This is a genomic window from Candidatus Microthrix parvicella Bio17-1, assembly GCF_000299415.1.
Classification (GTDB): domain Bacteria; phylum Actinomycetota; class Acidimicrobiia; order Acidimicrobiales; family Microtrichaceae; genus Microthrix; species Microthrix parvicella.
The window spans coordinates 374,587-393,666 of record NZ_AMPG01000002.1 but is presented as its reverse complement, the minus strand read 5'-3'; the positions used below and the strand labels follow the sequence as shown (position 1 = coordinate 393,666).

The 19,080-nt window shown below is 67.9% G+C and carries 15 protein-coding genes and 1 pseudogene; 11 read left to right on the top strand and 5 right to left on the bottom strand.

Going from position 1 to position 19,080, the window contains the following annotated elements; genetic code table 11:
- Nucleotides 1–28: 28 nt before the first annotated feature.
- From rnc to smc, 3 genes are all read left to right on the top strand, one after another.
- Entirely contained in the window at nucleotides 29–787 is a 759-nt protein-coding gene (rnc, locus tag MPARV_RS0110080) for a ribonuclease III (protein WP_012227533.1), read from the top strand.
- A gap of 102 nt (nucleotides 788–889) precedes the next feature.
- Complete coding sequence (locus MPARV_RS0110075) at nucleotides 890–1,756, top strand: DNA-formamidopyrimidine glycosylase family protein (RefSeq protein ID WP_020378143.1); 867 nt, start codon at nucleotides 890–892, stop codon at nucleotides 1,754–1,756.
- Between the two features lie 6 nt (nucleotides 1,757–1,762).
- Nucleotides 1,763–5,236, top strand: coding sequence for a chromosome segregation protein SMC (gene smc / locus MPARV_RS0110070; protein ID WP_020378142.1), 3,474 nt, complete (start codon nucleotides 1,763–1,765; stop codon nucleotides 5,234–5,236).
- Nucleotides 5,237–5,401: 165 nt separating this feature from the next.
- Here smc and MPARV_RS0110065 read toward each other — a convergent pair whose 3' ends face one another.
- The gene (locus MPARV_RS0110065) at nucleotides 5,402–6,328 is read right to left on the bottom strand and encodes a DUF559 domain-containing protein (protein WP_020378141.1); all 927 of its coding nucleotides are present in this window, start codon (nucleotides 6,326–6,328) and stop codon (nucleotides 5,402–5,404) included.
- A 206-nt stretch (nucleotides 6,329–6,534) separates the two neighbouring features.
- Between MPARV_RS0110065 and MPARV_RS0110060 the strand changes: the two genes are divergently transcribed.
- On the top strand, nucleotides 6,535–7,128 hold the full coding sequence (locus MPARV_RS0110060) for a class I SAM-dependent methyltransferase (RefSeq protein ID WP_020378140.1): 594 nt from the start codon (nucleotides 6,535–6,537) through the stop codon (nucleotides 7,126–7,128).
- Here MPARV_RS0110060 and MPARV_RS0110055 read toward each other — a convergent pair.
- Complete coding sequence (locus MPARV_RS0110055; protein ID WP_020378139.1) at nucleotides 7,125–8,087, bottom strand: lysylphosphatidylglycerol synthase transmembrane domain-containing protein; 963 nt, start codon at nucleotides 8,085–8,087, stop codon at nucleotides 7,125–7,127. The genes MPARV_RS0110060 and MPARV_RS0110055 overlap by 4 nt on opposite strands.
- A gap of 159 nt (nucleotides 8,088–8,246) precedes the next feature.
- Here MPARV_RS0110055 and MPARV_RS0110050 point away from each other — a divergent pair, with 159 nt between their 5' ends.
- Together MPARV_RS0110050 and MPARV_RS25155 are read left to right on the top strand one after the other, a co-directional pair.
- Nucleotides 8,247–9,221 carry a glycosyltransferase family 2 protein gene (locus MPARV_RS0110050; protein WP_020378138.1) on the top strand — a complete coding sequence of 325 codons (975 nt, stop codon included), beginning with the start codon at nucleotides 8,247–8,249 and terminating at the stop codon, nucleotides 9,219–9,221.
- Between the two features lie 95 nt (nucleotides 9,222–9,316).
- The gene (locus MPARV_RS25155) at nucleotides 9,317–11,242 is read left to right on the top strand and encodes a DUF2339 domain-containing protein (RefSeq protein WP_155852491.1); all 1,926 of its coding nucleotides are present in this window, start codon (nucleotides 9,317–9,319) and stop codon (nucleotides 11,240–11,242) included.
- A 190-nt stretch (nucleotides 11,243–11,432) separates the two neighbouring features.
- Here MPARV_RS25155 and MPARV_RS0110040 read toward each other — a convergent pair whose 3' ends face one another.
- The 3 genes from MPARV_RS0110040 to MPARV_RS0110030 all read right to left on the bottom strand — a co-directional run bounded on the left by MPARV_RS0110040 (nucleotide 11,433) and on the right by MPARV_RS0110030 (nucleotide 14,587).
- On the bottom strand, nucleotides 11,433–12,407 hold the full coding sequence (locus MPARV_RS0110040) for a VWA domain-containing protein (protein WP_012227549.1): 975 nt from the start codon (nucleotides 12,405–12,407) through the stop codon (nucleotides 11,433–11,435).
- An 88-nt stretch (nucleotides 12,408–12,495) separates the two neighbouring features.
- A complete protein-coding gene (locus MPARV_RS0110035) occupies nucleotides 12,496–13,494 on the bottom strand; it encodes a DUF58 domain-containing protein (RefSeq protein WP_012227551.1) in 999 nt (332 codons plus the stop codon).
- 4 nt (nucleotides 13,495–13,498) lie between these two features.
- Entirely contained in the window at nucleotides 13,499–14,587 is a 1,089-nt protein-coding gene (locus tag MPARV_RS0110030; RefSeq protein ID WP_420886255.1) for an AAA family ATPase, read from the bottom strand.
- A 218-nt stretch (nucleotides 14,588–14,805) separates the two neighbouring features.
- Between MPARV_RS0110030 and ftsY the strand changes: the two genes are divergently transcribed.
- From ftsY to MPARV_RS0110005, 5 genes and pseudogenes are all read left to right on the top strand, one after another.
- Nucleotides 14,806–15,984, top strand: a complete 1,179-nt coding sequence (gene ftsY, locus MPARV_RS0110025) for a signal recognition particle-docking protein FtsY (protein WP_012227555.1) — start codon at nucleotides 14,806–14,808, stop codon at nucleotides 15,982–15,984.
- Between the two features lie 6 nt (nucleotides 15,985–15,990).
- Entirely contained in the window at nucleotides 15,991–16,788 is a 798-nt protein-coding gene (locus MPARV_RS0110020; protein ID WP_012227557.1) for a PIG-L deacetylase family protein, read from the top strand.
- 49 nt (nucleotides 16,789–16,837) lie between these two features.
- Nucleotides 16,838–18,340 carry a signal recognition particle protein gene (gene ffh / locus MPARV_RS0110015; protein WP_012227559.1) on the top strand — a complete coding sequence of 501 codons (1,503 nt, stop codon included), beginning with the start codon at nucleotides 16,838–16,840 and terminating at the stop codon, nucleotides 18,338–18,340.
- A gap of 135 nt (nucleotides 18,341–18,475) precedes the next feature.
- Nucleotides 18,476–18,709, top strand: a pseudogene (gene rpsP / locus MPARV_RS25550) (30S ribosomal protein S16); the annotation flags it as partial.
- Between the two features lie 119 nt (nucleotides 18,710–18,828).
- Nucleotides 18,829–19,077, top strand: a complete 249-nt coding sequence (locus MPARV_RS0110005) for a KH domain-containing protein (RefSeq protein WP_012227562.1) — start codon at nucleotides 18,829–18,831, stop codon at nucleotides 19,075–19,077.
- The last annotated feature ends 3 nt before the right edge of the window (nucleotides 19,078–19,080 follow it).

Sequence of the window (19,080 nt, the reverse complement as noted above, 5' to 3'; positions counted from 1 at the left end):
TCGGTGACCGCGAGGAGTCTTCTCAGCTATGGGAAAACGACGCAAGGTGCCAACCATCGACCACTCGTCGGAGGACCGCGCCCTGTCCGAACGCCTGGGCTACGTGTTCACCGATCCTGTGCTGCTGGCGCTGGCGCTGACACACCGTTCGGTTCTCGGTCAACAAGGCTTTGCCCAGTCCAACGAACGGTTGGAATTTCTCGGTGATTCGGTCCTGGGCTTCGTCGTGTCCGACGCGCTCTTCCGTCGCAGAAGTGATCATTCCGAGGGCCGACTCACCAGGGCCCGGTCCACGCTCGTCAACGAGGCCACGCTGACGGATCTGGCCCGCACGCTGGAACTTGGGAGGGCGCTGAGGCTGTCCAAGGGGGCCGATTTGCAAGGGGAGCGCAACAACGGTGCAGTTCTGGCCGACGCCATGGAGGCGGTGCTGGGGGCGGTCTATCTCGACGGTGGAATCATCGAGGCCCGCAGGGTGGTGATGGACCTGCTGAGCGACGTCTTTGATGAACGTCTGGGAGCCTTCGATCCCAAGTCAAGGCTGCAGGAACTGGCCGCACGGCTGGTTGTCGACCTGGGTGAACGTGACGGAACCGACGGGGCGGATTTCATGCCCGACTACACCACCGTCATGTCGGGTCTTGAACATCGGAGGGAATTCAGCACTACCGTCAAGGTGCTCGGTCAACAGTTCGGACCTTGCACCGGCACATCGAAACAACAGTCCGAACAGGCGGTGGCGGAGACCGCCCTCAGGACGCTGGAGTCCCCTGAGCGAACCCTCTAGTGGCGCCCGGCGCCAATGCCCGCGAGTATCAGCACCAGAGAAGCGATCGCAACACCGGGGTCCGGCACCATCCCGGCACCGAGCAGTATCGAACGGAGACCCATGGAACTTCCCGAGTACGAAGTGATTCGCAGAGACCTCGAGCGGGAGGCGGGCGGCAAGAAGATCGTCTCGATCGAGGTGCACAAGAAGAAGTTGTTGGTGGACACCACGGCCGCTGCACTCACCGAGGGAACCGATGGGGTCAAGGTGTCCAACGTGGAGCGGCTGGGCCCCTACCTGGTCTTTCGTCTTGCCACCGGCAATGCGATGGTGATCCGTTTGGGTAACGGCGCGTGGGTTCGCAAGAACATTCCGGAGAAGGCCAAGTCGAAAAGCCGCAAGACCGACTCGTCGCCGCCTCGACCCGAACCGGAACCGGACATGGTGATCTCGTTCAGCCAGGGAAAGCCGATCCGCCTGAACGATCCCGAGAACACCTCCGAGGTTCGCCTGCTGGCCCAGGACGATCTGTTGGGGTTGCCCGACGCCGGGAACCTGGGGATGGATGTGGTGGCGACGCCGGTGTCCTGGGTGGCCTTTGGCGACGCACTGCTGCGTCGCAGCGGCAAACTGAAATCGATCATGATGGACCAGAGCTTCTTGGTCGGCATCGGCCCGATCTACTCCGACGAGATCCTCTACACGGCGGGGCTTCGCTTCGACCGCAACCCGGCCTCGCTGTCGGCCCAAGAGGTGCGGCGGCTCTACCGGGCGGTGGTGGAGACGATGCACGACGCCATCAAGTACGGCGGCACGGCGGTTGACGACCCGCCGTTCGAGGATCTGTCGGGCAAAACCGGCGGATACGGCGAGTACCTGGCCGTGTACCGCAAGGACGGCCTGATGAGCCCCCGCGCCCGTGGGCCGGTCGTGAAGCGACGTTACGGTCACGGCTGGACCTATTACTGCGAGCAGACCCAGGTCTGACCCAGCGTGTTCCTGAAGAGCCTGCAACTGAAGGGGTTCAAGTCGTTCGCCGACTCGACCACCCTGAGGATGGAGCCGGGCGTGACCGTGGTGGTCGGACCCAACGGTTCCGGCAAGTCCAATGTGGTCGATGCCATCGGTTGGGTTCTTGGCGCGCAGGCGCCCTCCGCGGTGCGGTCGGCCAAGATGGACGACGTCATCTTCGCCGGCGCCGACAATCGGTCGGCATTGGGCCGTGCCGAGGTATCGCTCACGATTGACAACTCGGCGGGCATGTTGCCGATCGAGTTCGCCGAGGTGACGATCAAACGGGTGCTGTTTCGCTCCGGGGACAGCGAGTACTCGATCAACGGCGCTCGGTGCCGGTTGCTGGACGTGCAGGACCTGCTCTCGGACAGCGGCGTGGGGCGCACCCAGCACGTCATCATCAGCCAGGGGCAGATCGACGCGGTACTCAACGCCAAAGCGGAGGACCGGAGGGCGATCATCGAGGAGGCCGCCGGCATCCTCAAGCATCGCAAGCGCAAGGAACGGGCCGAACGTCGACTCAACTCCACCGAGGCCAACCTGACCCGGGTGGGTGACCTGCTGCGCGAGGTGCGGCGTCAGTTGCGGCCACTGGGGCGTCAGGCCGAGGCGGCCCGACGACATGGAGACCTGACCGCCGAGCTGTCGGCCCTGCGCATCCATCTGCTGGGCAAGCGCCTGGCCGGGCTGCGACGCCAGTTGAACGAGCGCGCCGCTGACGGCGAAACAATGCGGACCGAAGACCAGCGACTGCGGGCGGCACTGGCCGACCTGGATGCACGGGTGGTTGTCGCGGAGACCAACCTGGCCGCACTGGGCGAGGTGGATCACTCGGGGCTTCTGACCCGCTACGAGGCGCTGCGCGAGCGGGCCCGTGGCCAGGGCGCGCTGCTGGCCGAGCGGCGCCGCAACCTGGCGCGCGAACGCGAGTCGTTTATCGATGAAGGCGTCATCGCTGCGCTGGAGGCGGAGGGCGCCCAGCTGGACCTCGACCTGGCAGGCGTCGACAACGACACCGACACGTTGGGATCCTCCGAGTCCGAGTGGCGCCGAGCGGAGGAGGGGCTGGCCACGGCCCGCGCCGACTTCGAGGCCACCTGGGGCGGGGGGGTGCCCAAGCCCAGCGGTGATGCTGCGGCGACCCGGGCCGAGCTGGGTGCGCTGCGGCGCGGCATCGACCAGCAGGAGCGGGACACCCTGCGCCTCAACCAGCGCCGCGATCAGCTGGGACAGCGTCTGACCGGATTGGCCGAGGAGCTGGAACTGGCCCAGGCGGAGCTGGCGCAGGGCGATGAGGACCACGATGCGCTGGTGGCGGCGTTGGATTCGAGGGTGCAAGCAGCCGGCACCGCGCTGAGCGCCGCCGATACCGAGGCCAGGGGGGCGGCCGATGACCGGGCGAGCTGGGCGGCGCGTGCCAAGGCGCTGGGCCAGGCGCTCGATGCTGCCCGGAGTCGCGCCGGAGCGGCGGCACTGGCCGAGGTGGACGGCTACCTGGGCACCCTGCTGGACCTGGTGGAGGTCGACGCGGGCTGGGAGGCCGCCTTCCAGGCGGCCGCCGGTGACTCCTTGGCATCGGTCGTGATGGCCGACCCCACCTCGGCTCGCCGGGCCCTCGAGACCCTCAGCGTCGACGGCGCGGCGGGTGCGGTCCTGGCACTCGGTGCGTCGAGAGGTGCACCGACGGAAGGGCCGATCCCCGGAACGTCGATGGTTGGCGCCCACGTGCGCGCCAAGGCGGCACCGGAGAGCGCTGCGGTCGATCGCCTGCTGGGTGCCCTGCTGGGCGGGACCGTGTGCGTCGACGGCGGTTGGGCGGAGGCCGTCGACGTGGCGCTGGCCAACCAGGGGCGGGTGGTGGTGACCCGCGACGGCGACCGCTTTGGGTTGACCGGTTGGCGGGTGGGCACCTCCACCACCGAGGCCACGGGCGCTGCGCTCGAAGAAGCCGAGGCGCGGGCGCAGGAGGCCCAGGCGGCCCACGACCTGGCCGCTACCGGACTGAACATTGCGAAGGCGACCGTTCGGGAAGCCGAGGGTGAGCTTCGTCAGGCCGAGCGGGCCCGTGACTCGGCCCAGGCGACGCGGCGTTCGGCCCGCGAGCGCATCGAACGGTCGACCAGGTCCATCGCTGAAGCGGAGGGGGAGGCGGTGCGCCTCGACGCCGATGTCGCCGAATTGGCCGAGCGACACCGGGCCGACGGCGACCACCGACTGGAGCTGGAGCGCCGCCTGCCCGCTCTGGAGGCCGAGGAGGCTGACCTCGCCGAGCGGGAGCGGGCGCTTGGTGAGGCTCGGGCCCGACTGGACGAACGGGCGGCGGCCACTGCAGCGCTGCGTCGCGACCTGGAGGTGCGGGCCGCCGGAGTTGAAGAGCGCCGCCGCCTGCTGACCAACCGCCGGGTCTCGGTGCGCGACCGGTTGGAGCGCAACCGGGCCGAGGCGGAGGCCGCCGCCGAGCGTCGGGTGGAGCTGGACGCCCGAGCAGAGGCCACCGAACGCCTTGCAACCTTTGTGGCCAAGCGCCTTGGAGTCGTCGAATCCGATCTGGTGGGGGTCCGGGAGGCCAGACGGGCGCAGAGCGAGCAGGCCCGAGCCCTCACCGGCGAGTTGGAGACCCTCCGCTCGGAGCGCGTCGCGAGCGAGCGTTCGCTCGGCGAGCTGTCCGAGCGCCGGCATCAGGCCGAGGTGGCCGACGCAGAACTCAAGCTGCGTCTGGAGACCCTTACCGAGCAGGTCCGGACCGAGCTCGAAGTGGAGCCCGAGGTTGCCGAGGCCGCCCCGGCCCCCGAGTTGCCCGAGGGCATTGGAGCGGCTGAACACCTCCGAGTGCTCGAGCGGGAATTGCGGCTGATGGGACCGATCAACCCGCTGGCACTGGCCGAGTTCGCCGAACTGTCCGAGCGTCACGAGTTTCTTGGGGCGCAGTTGGAGGACGTGCGCTCCTCACGGCGGGAGTTGTCCAAGATCATCAAGGCGGTCGACGACGAGATTGTCTCGGTCTTCGCCGCCGCATATGCCGATGTGGCCGGGCACTTCGAGGCGTTGTTCTCCACCCTGTTTCCGGGCGGGGAGGGGTCGCTCAGCCTCACCGACCCCAACGACCTGCTGAACACCGGGATCGAGCTCAAGGCCAGACCCTCGGGCAAGAACGTGCGGAAGCTGTCGTTGCTGTCCGGTGGCGAGCGGTCGTTGACCGCCTTGGCCTACCTTTTCGCAGTGTTTCGCAGCCGCCCCTCCCCGTTCTATGTGATGGACGAGGTGGAGGCCGCCCTCGATGACGTCAACCTGCATCGCTTCCTCGACCTGGTCGCAGAATTCCGCGACGCCGCGCAGCTGATCATCGTGAGCCACCAGAAACGAACCATGGAGGCCGCCGACGTGCTCTATGGCGTCACCATGGAACCTGGCGGCTCCTCCAAGGTGCTGTCCGAAAAGCGAGTGGCGGGTTAGCGCCTGGCCATCCAAGGGCACCCGGAGTGGAGAGACAGAGACCATCATGTCGCGTCGCCACCTTGCCCGGCGCCCGGCACGCGTTGGCAACACGCCTCGCTTCGAGCGGCCGACCCAACCGGTTGGCCCGTCGACCGCCGTGCCCGCCGTGGCGTTCCCGCGCCGTCAGACGGTGCGCCGCTCCATCGTGGATGCCAGGAGGCTGATCGTGCGCTCAACCTCGTCGGTGATCATCTCCCAGGTCATGCGAAAGGTGGCGAATCCCCGACTGAGGGCCTCGGCATCCCGGCGGGCATCGCGCTCCCGGTCCCGCTGTCGCTCGTGCCAGGAGCGGCTGTCCAGCTCGCCGATCAACCGCCAGGCGACCCAGAACAGGTCAACGGTGGCGCCCCACGGCATCTGAACCTGTCGCTCTGGAATGGCGAGACCCGACGGACGGATGCGCTCCCAGAACAGGCGCTCCATGACGCTCATCGATCCGCCCGGCAGGTGACGGGAGGTGACGATCCGGTGCACTGCTGCCCGTCCGGCAACGCCTTGACCTGGGGACTCGTCGAGCAGCCGCTCCAGCGCCTCCAACGGGCAGCGGTTGGCGGCCACGGTCATGTCGATCACACGATCGAGGAGTCGCGGCTCAAGCGCGGCGCCCAGATCGATCAGCGTCTGGGGCACCGTAGTCACCCGAATGCCGTGCAGGTACAGCGACCGGGGCATCGTGGTTCGCTCGTGGATTAGGAGATCGAATGGGCGAACCCGGCTGCGTCCGGTGGTGGACAGCTCCACTGGCCCCCGCAGCAACCGCCGCTGCTCGGGTCGGCTGATGTAGAGGCCCGGCAGCTCGTGCAGGAGTCCGGCCGTGCGGTGGCTGGCCACGCTGTTTGGCACGGCCAGCAGCGCCGCCATGGTGCGAGCCCGGAGTTCGTGTGGAGCGGGGCCAAACGACACGACGCTGCGACCGAGCGGGGTCCAACGCCCCGACCGGAAACGTTGGTTGAGCATGCCCCTCGTGAAGCCAAGCTCCAGCAGTTGTGTCCGGGTTGCGAGGCCGTGCTGTTGGGCTGCAAGCGCTGCGGCAGCGGCCTCGTCGAACATGGAGCCACGGTACGACGGTAGGCGTGGGCCGTCACCGGGTGTCGCGTCCCGGGGACTTGGGCTCATGGAGTGGCGGGTCGAATCGAGGTTCCCCCCTTCTGCATCCGGAGAAGCACGATAGGGGGGAACCTCGATTCTCAGGGCGCGGCGGAGGCTGCCGGTAGAGTTCGGACATCGAAACCCGAAGCATCGGCTTGGCGCCCGGGGTGGACCCTGAGGCGGCCGGCCAGGACGAGCAGAAGTACACGACCTCCAACCCGGTGGTCCGACGGTTGATCGGGCGATTGCTGGGCCGGGTGACAGCCGAGATCGGGTCGACGCCGGGTCGGCTTGCCGATATTGGCACCGGCGAGGGACTGGCTCTGGCACGTGTGGTGCCCGAGGGCGTCGTGCCCATCGGGGTGGAGTATCGCCGTGCCAAGGTTGCGCTTGCCGCTGTGGCCGTGCCGGGACTGGCGGCGTCGGTGGGTGACATCGGCACCCTGCCGTTCCCAGATCGCTCGATCGACACGGTGGTGTGCCAGGAGGTGCTGGAACACCTCCCGAGCGTGGACCGTGCAGTGGCCGAACTGGCTCGGATCACCCGAGGCCGATGCATCCTCACGGTGCCCCATGAGCCGTTCTTTCGTGGCGGCAACTTTGTGCGCGGTAAGAACCTGGCCCGCTGGGGCAACGATGTGGAACACCTCCAGCAGTTCACGCCGAGACGGCTACGAGCGGTGCTCGAGCCGCATTTCGAATCGGTCGAGGTCACCCGTGTGACCCCGTGGTTGCTGGCTGTGGCCAAACCGCGTCGTTAGTCCCGCCCGTTCCGATCGGTTGCCTGCGACCTTCGGTCGGCCGACTTGGTGAGGTGACGCACCGATGGTGCGCAGATGCCGAAGCCGGCGAGATCCACAACAACGAAGATGACGCGGGCGGCGACGGCGATGGCGGCGGCCTCGGCCCGTGGCAGTCCACACAGCAGCACGAAGGTGGCTTCTCGAACCCCGGCTCCGCCGGGTACCGGGATCGCCAGAAAGCCGGCAAGCCATGCCGCCACCGTGGCGCCGACGATGCCCACCGGAGAGATGTCAAAGCCCAACGCCACGGCCAGGGCCCAACTGACCGAGCCGATTCCCAACCACGCCGGGACGTAGGCCACCACCAATCTCAGCGCCCGTCCCCACGGTGGCGAGGCGATCTTCAGCTGCCGTCCGGACAAGGATTCGATCTTGCCCAGCACCCACGCGCCGATGGTGGGGTGCAGACAGATGATGACCGTGGCACCACCGACGATCACGGTGACGCGGGCCCATGGCGGTAGCCGGTCCAGCCATGGGGCGCCGCCAGCAACGGTGAGCACGGCGGCGCCATAGAGGTAGAGCAACGAGATGATGGTGGAGCCGTACGCGGTTCCTGCGGGCGCTCCCGAACGGCGCGCCAACTCACCTCGACCGAGTACCGGCCAAATCCCGCCCGGCAGGTACTTCCCAAGCTCGCCCACGTAGTACCAACGAACCGCCGTCCAGGGTGGCGTCGGGGCACCCCGCTCGGTGAGGACCAGCCCCCACAGCATCCCGATGAGGGTCATGGACGCGGTCGCCAACGCTGCTGCGAACAGCGCCGGTGCGATCGCCATGGTGGAGAACGCGTCGGAGATGCGGTCCCAATCGCGACTCAGCGAGCGAATCACGAAGATGATCGCCAAAACTGCGATGGCACCGCCCAGCGCCGGCACCGACCAACGGGGCAGACGTCGTGGGTCGGGGGCGGACACGCCTCCAGCGTGGTGCCGATCAAGCCCCAGCACAAGCTCAACCCGGGCACCCGCATCAAGATGGACGCACCGCTGTGGATCTGCCCCTCCAGAACGTGGGAGCCCATGGGGCAAAGGATCCGCCGAAGGGGACGGCCACCCTTGGGTAGTCTCTTGGTCATGAACGTGCCGGCACTTTCCGTGGTCATGCCGGCGTACAACGAAGCCGACAACCTTCCCGACGTACTGTCCGAGTTGCGCGGCGTCCTCGACTCGCTGGGGCTGTCCTGGGAGATCCTGGTGGTCGACGATGGTTCAACGGACGGCACCCGCGACGTGCTGGACCGATTGGGCGAAGAGCTGGCGGGCCTACGTCAGGTGCGGCTGGGCTCCAACCTGGGTAAGTCGGCGGCGCTGGACTCCGGGCTGGCCCGTGCCCGAGGCGAGGTGGTGGTGCTGATGGACGCCGACGGACAGGACGATCCCGCCGAGTTGCCGACCATGCTGGCGGCGGTCGACGGTGGTCTCGACATGGTGACCGGCAGCCGTTCGGCCAACCGAAGGGATCGGCTGGTGAAGCGGTCGACCTCCCGGGTGTACAACCGGGTTACCCGGGCCGCGACGGGCATCGATGCCGCAGACATGAACAGCGGGTTCAAAATGATGCGTTCTGAAGTGGCCACGGCACTTACGGTGCACGGTGAGTTGCACCGGTACCTGCCGGTGCTGGCGGCCTGGTCGGGCTTCGCGGTCGGAGAGGTGCCGGTGACACACCGGAGCCGGTTGCACGGCACCACCAAGTTCGGCCTCAACCGCTTTTGGCGAGGCATGATGGACCTGCTCACCGTGAAGTTCCTCACCCAGTACACCGGTCGGCCCTTCCACCTGTTCGGTGGCCTGGGGTTGCTGTCGGGCATGTTGGGCGGGGGGCTGCTGACCTGGATGCTGATCGAGCGACTCTCTGGAGCCACCATCGGCACCCGCCCGGCCCTGGTCACCGGCGTGTTGTTGTGTGTTGTGGCGGTGCAGTTGTTGTCGTTCGGGTTGCTCGGTGAACTGATCTCCTACGGGAACGCACGGCGGAAGCGCCCGCCTCCAGGCCGTGAGGTTCCGGTTGGTGGAGACCGTCGTCTCGCCCAGCTCGAGGACGAATGACCGTTACATCACCGGCGTCGGCAGCACCGATGCCCAGCGCCCCATCGCAACGGCCGCCCTACCGCCTCAGGGATCTGAAGGCTCGGGAGCGGTGGGTGGCCGGCGTCCTCGTGTTGGTGATGATGGCGCCTTTTGTGCTCAGCGTCGGTCGCGCAATTCGGGCGGATTGGTACCCGCTCGGGGACGACGCACTGATCAGCCTGCGCGCGCAGGAGGCCTCCCGAGGGGATTTTCCGTTGGTGGGCCAGCCGTCCACCAGCCACCTGTACGGGGCGAAGGTGATCGCTCATCCCGGGCCGATCGAGTTTTATTGGTTGGCGGTGCCCCAACGGGTGCTCGGTCCCGCGCTGGGCACCATCCTGGCGATGTCGGCGCTGTATTTCTCGGCCGTGCTGGTGACCGCCTGGATGGTTTTTCGGCGTGCAGGCCCGATGCCAGGTGCAATCGGTGCGATGGCACTCGCCGGGGTGTTGTCGGTTTCGGGGGGTGCCCTGCTGATCGACCCGCTTTCGTCCAATGCGGGGGGCCTACCCCTGCTGGTGCTCTTTGCCGGTGCGGCAGCGGTGGCACAAGGCGATTTCCGGCTGTTGCCGGTGACCGTCGCGTACGGGTCGTGGGTGGCCCAACAACATCTGGCGATCGTGTTACCTGCGGCGGTGTTGGTGGCGATTGCGCTGGGCGGGGTGCTTGCTGCGGTGCTTCGCGCCCCGGATCGCTCGACGCGCTGGTCGATCGCCCGGTGGAGCGGTGGTGCGGCGGTGCTTGGAGTGGTGCTGTGGCTGCCTGTGCTCCTCGACCAGTTCTTTGGCACGGGCAACCTCACCGCCATGATGGGCTACTCGGGTGGCGGTGGACCGCGGGTTCCGGCCGACGTGGCCGCAGGGGTGGCACTGCGGGCGGTGACGGCGCCCACGCTGTTGGTGCGCACCGAGTTGGAACAATCCGGGCTGGTGGCCCCGCCGTCGACCTTGGTGATCGCTGGAGCCATAGTCACCGTCGTGGTGTTGCTGGCAGGGGCACTCCGGGCAGGCCCCCGGTCACGCGGGGCCCGCGTGTGGTTGGGTGTCACGTTGGGGTTGGCGTTTGCCGGGTTCGTCAACACGATGAACGTGCCCGACTCGCTGGAGCAGTTTCGGATCAACTTCTACCGCTGGACCCCGGTGGTGGGGCTCGGCCTCGTCGTGGTGGCCGGATGGCTGGCCACCGATGTGGCGGGCAGATGGACACGGCGGCGGGCACCGCAGCGGCTTGCGTTGTTCCGAGGCCTTGGGGCGTTCGGGCTGGTGGTGCTGGCCGTGGTCCCGGTGGTGGCGGCCAAGGTCAACCCAGGTCAGGACGACAGATTTCGCGAGCAGTCGATCTTCGGCGATCTGGCCGAGATGCGCGCCCTGATGCTCAAAGCAGCCGACGGTGATGGCAAGGTCACGTTGACGGAGTCGGGCATCGGCGCGGTCCTGGTGGTGTCGCCAATGCTCGATCTGGCGCTCACAGTCGATGGTCACGAGGTGCAGTCGGCGTTCCTCGTGAAGAACTTTGGTGACTCCGATGTGCTCTCGGACATCGACCCCGGCGCCACCTACGCGATCGAGTCGTCGAACAATCCAGAGCAGCGCGCAGGACGTCTGCTGAAGCGATGGGATGTCGATCGTGTCGCCGCCGCGCTGCGAGAAGAACTACTCGCTCAGTTTCGGGCCGACCCGAACCTGGTGGTGGCCGAGGATGGCCGAGACCGGCTGATCGCTCGCTACGGGGAGGGGTTCGCGGACGCGATCATTGAGAACGTGCCTGAAGGCGACGAGACTCGGGAGGCACCGATCGACGACCGGTCGTTCCTGGCCGCTGTCGCCGCGGGCTACTACAGCTCAGATCCGTTTGACCCCGAACTGCTGGCGGCCTACGAGCTTGCATCGGGCAAGCCGCCACTTGCCGGCGAGCGGTACCTCAAGATTCTGAAGATCGACGAGACCGAGTATCAGCGGCTGATCGATCGGCCGGTCGTGGTCCCCAAGCCAGAGGGCTGAGTGGTCCCAGCAGGCAGAGTGGTCCCAGCAGGCAGAGTGGTCCCCAAGCCAGAGGGCTGAGTGGTCCCAGCAGGCAGAGTGGTCCCAGCAGGCAGAGTGGTCCCAGCAGGCAGAGTGGTCCCAGCAGGCAGAGTGGGCAGCGTCTGCTGCACCTGTTGGGTTCGCCACGGCGGCACCGGCCGCCGAAGGGTCAGATCATGCGACGGAACCACCAGGTGGACAGGCCGCCCGCCACGAGCAGAAGAGCGAAGCCACCGAGCGTCCAGCGCCAACCGATCTCCGCCAGCTCGGTGTCCTGGCCAATGGCCGAACCGAGCTCCTCGTACACCTTGTTGAGCTGACCGGCCGACTCGGCGGTGAAGGCCTTCCCACCGGTGCCCTCGGCCAGGGCCTTGAGCGGCTCCGGCGCCACCGGCACGGGGATCGACTGCTCACCGCCGAACTCGCCGGGAATGGTGATGACACCCTCGGGCGTGCCGAATGAGATGGTCCAGACCGGCACCCCGGCCTCCTTGGCCACGGGGATGGCCTCCAGAGTGGGCCGACCGACGGTCGTCTCACCGTCGGAGAGCACGATCACCGCAGCGGGCGCCGCATCGCCGGAGGTCTCTGCATCGGCGGTGAAGTCGTTGATCGACTTCAGGCTGACGTCAACGGCGTCACCGATGGCGGTGCCTTCGTCCAGCTTCAGCTTGCCGATGGAGCGTTGCACCCTGGAGTGATCGGTGGTGGGGGGCACCAGGACCTGGGCCGATCCGGAGAACTCCACCAGGCCCACATTGAACTTGTCGGGCAGGTTGTCGATGAAGCTCACCGCGGCGGCCTGGGCCGCCTTGAGGCGGTTTGGGTCGACGTCGGTCGCCTCCATCGACAGGGACGTGTCGATCGCCAGCATCAACGTGGCCTTCTCGGTGGGGACGGTCACGTCGGTTTGGGGGCGCGCCAGGGCGACCACCATCAATGCGAGCGCCACCAGGAACAGCCCAGACACCACGTGGCGTCGCCAGCCCGCACGCTTCGGGGCCACCTTGTCCAAGAGTTCCACGTTGGAGTAGCGAACCGCGAAGCGCTGTTTGCCCACCAGCGACCAGGCCACGTAGGCGACGGCGAGTGCCAGCACGATCAGCTCGGCGAAAAGCCACCCGGGGCTTAGAAAGTTGCTCACAGCTGGAAACTCCTCAGTACGGAAATGACATCACCGGCGAATGTGTTCGAGTGCGCCGTGCGGCTGGCAGGGGCGGGGGTGTCGCGACTCACGGCGCCACCCGTGCGGCGCCGAGGTTGGCCGCCCGGTGGCGTCGCTTGGCCACGAACCGCACCAGCTCGAGCAGCCAGTCACCGTCGGTGCGCACCACCATGTGGTCGGCACCGGTGGACCTGATGGCGGCGCCGATGCCGGCCCGCTGCTCGATGGCAGCCTCGGCAAAGCGGGCCTGCACGGCCTTGGTGACGTGCACCTCACGGGTGCGGCCGGTCTCCGGGTCGGTCAGCTCGACGTAACCCAGCGGCGGCAGGTCAACCTCTCGGGGGTCGAGCACCTCGGCAGCCAATACCTGATGGCGGAGGCCGACGGTGGCCAGCGGCTGTCGCCAGGAGTCGATCGGGTCGAGGAAGTCCGAGATGATCGCGGCCAGGCCGCGGCGGCGGGCCACCCGGCCGAGCCGGTCGAGGGTCTCACCGAGGCCGACGTCGCCCCTGGTGGCTCGGGGAGCGGTCTGAATGCGACCCAAGATGGCCTGAAGATGACGTCGGCCTTGTTTGGCCGGTACCACGGCCAGTTCGGAGCCCAGGTTGAGGACGGCGCCCACCCTGTTGCCCGACCGTGCTGAGAGAAACCCGATGCCGGCGGCGGTGGCCAGTGCCAGGTCGCGTTTCTCCCAGGTGTGCGTGCCGAAGTCCAGGCTGGGGGAGAGGTCGACGCAGAGCCAGGCCTCCAACTCCCGATCGGCGACGGCCTCACGAATGTGGGGTGTCTGCATACGGGCGGTGACGTTCCAGTCGATGCGCCGGGTGTCGTCGCCGGGGGCATAGATGCGCGTCTCGCCGGGCTCCGACCCGTGGCCGGGCACCAGGCCTCGATACTCGCCGTGCAGGATGCCGTCGAGACGGCGGTTGACGTTCAGCTCCAGCCGACGCAACACCTCCTGCGTGCTGGCCACCGGCGCGCCGCCACCTGCGGTGGTCATGCGTTCGGCGCCGGCGGTCGCACCCCCCTCAGGGGGCGAGCCGGGCTGGGATCGACGGAGGGCCATCGGGTCAGGACGGCCAGGCGACTGCGTCGGTGACCGCGCCGTGGTAGGCATCGGCTGCGCCGTTGGACTGCGACGGTGTCACCCGAGGTGCCGGCACGGTGGAGAGGATGCGGGTGACCACGGCCTCGGTGTCGATGTCCTGGGCCAGTGCCTCGTACGTCAGCACCAGGCGGTGACGCAGAATCTCTGGGGCCACATCGAACACGTCCTGGGGCAACACGTAGGCCCGGCCTCGAAGCAGTGCCAGCGATCGGCCCGCCTTCACCAGGGCCAGGCTGGCGCGGGGGCTGGCGCCGTATTCGATCAGGGCCCGAAGGTCGCCCAGCCCGAAGTTCTCGGGTGCACGGGTGGCCAGCACCAGGTTGACCGCATACTCGACCACGCTGCGGTCGATGTAGCGCTCGCGGGCCGCGGCCTGGAGCCCCAGCACGTCGGTCGGGGAGATCACCTGGGTGGCCTTTGGCGGCACCTTGCCCATGCGGTCGACGATCGCCACCTCTTCGGCGGGGCTCGGGTAACCCATCAGCACCTTCATCATGAACCGGTCCCGCTGAGCCTCGGGCAGCGGGTAGACGCCCTCGGACTCGATGGGGTTCTGAGTGGCCAGCACCAGGAACGGGTCGGGCAGGATGTGGGTCTTGCCGCCCAGGCTCACCTGGTGTTCGCCCATCACCTCCAACAGCGCCGACTGCACCTTGGCGGGCGCCCTGTTGATCTCGTCCGCCAGCAGAAAGTTGGCGAACACCGGACCCAACTCCACGTCGAAGGTCTCGGAGCTGGCCCGGTAGATGCGGGTTCCGGTGATGTCCGACGGCAACAGGTCGGGCGTGAACTGGATGCGGCTGAACGTGCCGCCGACGGCCTTGGCCATCGTCTCCACCGACAGGGTCTTTGCCAACCCCGGCACCGACTCCAGCAGGCAGTGGCCACCTGAAATGAGGCACACCAGCATGCGTTCGATGGCCCGGTCCTGGCCCACGATCACCTTCTTGATCTCGAACAGCACCCGCTCCAGCGTCTCCGCCTCGCCGGAGAGGGCGGCGGGCGTGGGGGCCGCCTGCGGCGGTGGCTCGGGCGAGATCGCCCCGACCAGCGGGGGTCCCGACGGGGCGGTCCAGTCGTTGGGGTTGTGTTGATCCACCGGTTCTCCTGTGTGTCGGGCGGGCGGCGCCGAGTGGACGGCGCCGCAGCGGGGGGTTGCCAGGGTCGGACCGTGGCGGCGTGCTGGTCAAGGGTACGAGGCCCGCCGCCTCCGGATGTGCAGCCCCGCGGCATGCTGGGCCGGCTCTCAGCCCCGGACCGGAGTCGCGGGTGGCGCCCTTGGCCGTGCATCTCGGCGTCGGCGGTAGGGTCCCCGCCGTGGACCTCCAATGGATACTGCTGATTGTTGGCGTCGCTGTGGTGGCAGCAGCCGCTGGATTCTTTCTGGTGGGCCGGGGTCCCTCGGCGGACGAGCCGACGGCTCCCGGAGATGTGCTCACCGAGCCGCGCCCCGACCTGCCCGACCGTGGCGACACGTTGGTGGCGGTCCCCCCGGACGAAGAGGCGCCGCCGGTACTGGAGGCCCTACCCGTCGTCGAGGCGCCGCCGCTCAAGCCATCGTTCCGGGACCGGTTGACGCGTGCCAGATCGACGTTTTCGGGCTACGTGGGCTCGATCCTGTCCCGCTCGGCGATCGACGCCGAGTCCTGGGAGGAGCTGGAGGAGGCGCTCATTCGGGCCGACGTGGGTGTGGGGCCCGCCACCGAACTGCTCGACTCGGTGAGAGCCACCGTCAAGGAGCAGGGCCTGACGCAGCCTGCGGAGCTGATCGAGGCGGTCAAGAACGAAATGAAGTCCCGGCTGGCTGGTTCGGTGGAGCTGAAGCGGTCGAACTCGCCGCCGAGCATCTGGTTGTTCGTCGGTGTCAACGGTGTGGGTAAGACCACCACGATCGGCAAGGTGGGGCGCCGCCTCACCGACGAGGGCACCTCGGTGCTGATGGCCGCGGGCGACACCTTCCGTGCCGCTGCTGCGGAGCAGTTGGGTACCTGGGCGGAGCGCTGCGGCGCCGAACTGGTGCGGGGCGCCGAAGGGGCCGACCCGTCCTCGGTGATCTTCGACGGCGTTGCCAAGGCCGCGGCCCAGAATTTGGACGTCGTCCTGGCTGACACCGCCGGGCGGCTGCACACCAAGTCCAACCTGATGGACGAGCTGTCGAAGGTGAGGCGGGTCGCCGACAAGGGCGAGGGTTCGGTGGTCGAGGTGTTGCTGGTGCTCGATGCCACCACCGGCCAAAACGGCCTGACCCAGGCCCGACAGTTCACCCAGGCGGTCGAGGTCACCGGTGTGGTGCTGACCAAGCTGGACGGCTCGGCCAAGGGAGGCATCGTGTTTGCCATCGCGTCCGACCTGGGCATCCCGGTGAAGTTGGTGGGTCTGGGCGAGGGTGCCGATGACCTGATCGAGTTCGACGCCGGTGCATTCGTTGACGCCCTCTTCGAGGAGTAAGCGCCCTTGACCGTCGACACGGCAGTGTTTTTTCACGCCCATCCAGACGACGAGGCAATTTTTACCGGTGGCACCATGATGGCCCTGGCCGAGGCGGGCGTTGGCGTGACCCTGGTGTTCGCCACCGGTGGGGAGTTGGGCGGCGACGACCCTCAGATGGCCTCGATCCGCCGAACCGAGACCGAGTGGTCGGCCGGGGTGCTCGGGGTGACCGACGTGCGCTGGCTGGGGTTTCGAGACAGCGGCATGACGCTGCCTCCCCGCGCCGGTTCGCCCCAGGAGGGGACGGATCAGAGCGCCGAGGGCTTTGCCAACCAGAACGTGGCCTCCGCGGCGGCGGCCCTGGGCAGGGTGCTCGACGACGTGGGTGCCGGCTGCGTGGTCGGCTACGACGAGGTGGGCATTTATGGCCATCCCGATCACGTGGCGGTGCATCGGGTGGCCCACGCGGCCGCAACGCTGGTGGGGTGCCCCACCGTGTACGAGGCCACCGTCGACCGTGAGTACCTTCACTTCGTGGAGAGCCACCTGGTGGAGGAGGCCCACCGCAGCGTCGACCTGGGTCTGGTCAACTCGATGTTGGGCACACCCAGCGTCGAGATCGACCTGACGGTCGAGGTGGCGGCGCAACTGGCCCGCAAGCGGGCGGCGATGGCGGCCCATTCCAGCCAGGTTCCGGCCCACAGCTCTGCGATGCGTCTGGCTCGGGCCGACTTTGGCGATGTCTACGGGCTGGAGTGGTATCGCCGCTCGGGCCCACGCTCGCTGTTGGACGGTCTTTCGTCGGCCCGGGCGGGCTGGTAGGCACGGGGCCGGTGGTCGGGTGCGGCACGGGCGGTAGGATCGCAGGCCCATGTTCGAATCACTGACCGACCGTTTTGAAGGCATCTTCACCAAGCTGCGCGGCAAGGGAAAGCTCTCCGAGGCCGATGTTGATGAGGTGCTCCGAGAGATCCGCCTCGCCCTCCTCGAGGCCGACGTCAACCTGTCGGTCGTCAAGACGCTGCAGGGCCGCATCCGCGAGCGCGCGGTGGGGGAGGAACTCTCCGGAGCGCTGAACCCCGCCCAGCAGGTGGTGAAGATCGTCAACGAGGAACTCACCGCCACCCTCGGCGGCGAGGCCATCCGTATCGCCTTCGCATCAAAGCCACCCACCGTGGTGCTCATGGCGGGGCTTCAAGGTTCAGGTAAGACCACCAACTCGGCCAAGCTGGCCCGCTGGTTCAAGGCCCAGGGCCGGCAACCGATGTTGGTGGGTGCCGACCTGCAGCGTCCCGCCGCCGTGGCGCAGCTGCGCACGCTGGCCGCCCAGGTGGACGTGCCGGTGTACTCGGCACCGGACGACGTGGTTGCCTCCGGCACCGGCGACCCGGTGGAGGTCGCGGCCGGTGCGCTCGCCGAGGCCCGCCGAACCGGGCGCGACGTGATGATCGTCGACACGGCGGGCCGCCTGGCGATCGACGAAGAGCTGATGGACCAGGTGCGGCGTATCTCTGCCGAGGTCAACCCGAACTACACCTTCCTCGTCGTCGATGCGATGACCGGCCAGGATGCCGTCGGCGTCGCCGAGTCGTTTCACCAGACCCTCGAGCTTGATGGTGTGATTCTCACCAAGCTGGATGGCGACGCACGCGGCGGCGCCGCCCTGTCGGTCAAGGAGGTGGTGGGTCGCCCCATCGCCTTTGCGTCAACCGGCGAGAAGCTCGACGAGTTCGAGTTGTTCCATCCCGACCGGCTGGCAGGTCGCATCCTGGGCATGGGCGACATGCTCACCCTCATCGAGAAGGCCGAATCGGTCTACGAGGAGGCCGAGGCCGAGGTCGCCGCCGAGCGGCTGATGTCGGGCACGTTCACACTGGACGACTTCCTCGATCAGTTGGCCGCCATCAAGAAGATGGGTCCGATCAAGAACCTGGTCGGAATGATGCCCGGCATGCCCAAAGAGATCCGTGACGTCGAGCTGGAGGACTCCCACCTGGCGCGGGTGGAGGCGATCATCCACTCGATGAACCGGGCCGAGCGCACCGAGCCCGACATCGTCGACGGCTCTCGCAGAGCCCGCATCGCCAAAGGGTCGGGCACCTCACCGGGAGAGGTGAGCCAGTTGCTCGACCAGTTCGGCGAGATGCGCAAGATGATGCAGTCGATGGGCGGCGGTTTCGCCAAGCAGAAGGCTCGCAAGATGAAGAAGCAGAAGAAGAAGGGCAAGGGGGGTAAGGGCGGCGGTCGAACGACGCCGAAGGGTTCCAACCGTCCAAAGGTGCCTGCCGGTGGCTTCCAATTGCCCCAGTTGGACGAGCAGGGCAACCCCCTGGGCGGCCTGGGCCTGCCCGAGGGCTTCCCCGGCCTGGGCTGATTCACCGGTCATGGCCGGCCCTCGAACTTTGCGGCGTTCGACCCGCTGAGTTGTCCGAGGATCGTCCAGCGGCAAGAATGGACGGCCGCTCCGCGTCAACAACACCCCCTCCACTCAACGTCAGGAAGTTTCACTGTGGCCGTACGCCTCCGCCTCACCCGGGTGGGAAAGAAGAAGCAGCCGACCTATCGCATCGTCGCTGCTGATCAACGTTCCCCCCGTGATGGGCGCTTCATCGAGATCATCGGCACCTACAACCCCCGGGCTGAGCCGTCCGCCATCAAGGTGAACAACACCGCCGCGGTCAAATGGCTCAGCCAGGGCGCGCAGCCCTCCGAGCGAGTGCGCAAACTGCTCGAGCTCAGTGGCGCCTGGGCCGCCCACACCACCGGTGCAGATGCGCCCGAGGTGTTTCAGGTGCCCGAGCCGGAGGCCGCCCCCGAGCCCACCTCCGAGCCGGTGAGCGCCGTGGCCTCCGGGAGCGACGCATGAGCGACCTCTCCAAGGCCACCGAGGTGGCCGAGTATCTGGCCAAGGCACTGGCCGATGAGCCCGATGCGGTGTCGGTCGCCGTCAACACCGAGGGCGACACCCCCCAGATCGACGTCACCGTCGCCCAGGGCGACCTCGGGCGGGTCATCGGCAAGCGTGGCCGGGTGGCCAACGCCTTCCGTACCGTCGTGCGGGCCGCCGCCCACCAGGACGGTTCGTCGGTGGACGTGGAGTTCGACTCCTGACCG

Excerpts from the sequence above, each read along its gene's own strand:
- rnc (WP_012227533.1), top strand. The coding sequence starts at position 29 with ATGGGAAAACGACGCAAGGTGCCAACCATCGACCACTCGTCGGAGGAC.
- MPARV_RS0110075 (WP_020378143.1), top strand. The coding sequence starts at position 890 with ATGGAACTTCCCGAGTACGAAGTGATTCGCAGAGACCTCGAGCGGGAG.
- MPARV_RS0110065 (WP_020378141.1), bottom strand. The coding sequence starts at position 6,328 with ATGTTCGACGAGGCCGCTGCCGCAGCGCTTGCAGCCCAACAGCACGGC.
- MPARV_RS0110050 (WP_020378138.1), top strand. The coding sequence starts at position 8,247 with ATGAACGTGCCGGCACTTTCCGTGGTCATGCCGGCGTACAACGAAGCC.
- MPARV_RS0110035 (WP_012227551.1), bottom strand. The coding sequence starts at position 13,494 with ATGGCCCTCCGTCGATCCCAGCCCGGCTCGCCCCCTGAGGGGGGTGCG.
- ffh (WP_012227559.1), top strand. The coding sequence starts at position 16,838 with ATGTTCGAATCACTGACCGACCGTTTTGAAGGCATCTTCACCAAGCTG.
- MPARV_RS0110005 (WP_012227562.1), top strand. The coding sequence starts at position 18,829 with ATGAGCGACCTCTCCAAGGCCACCGAGGTGGCCGAGTATCTGGCCAAG.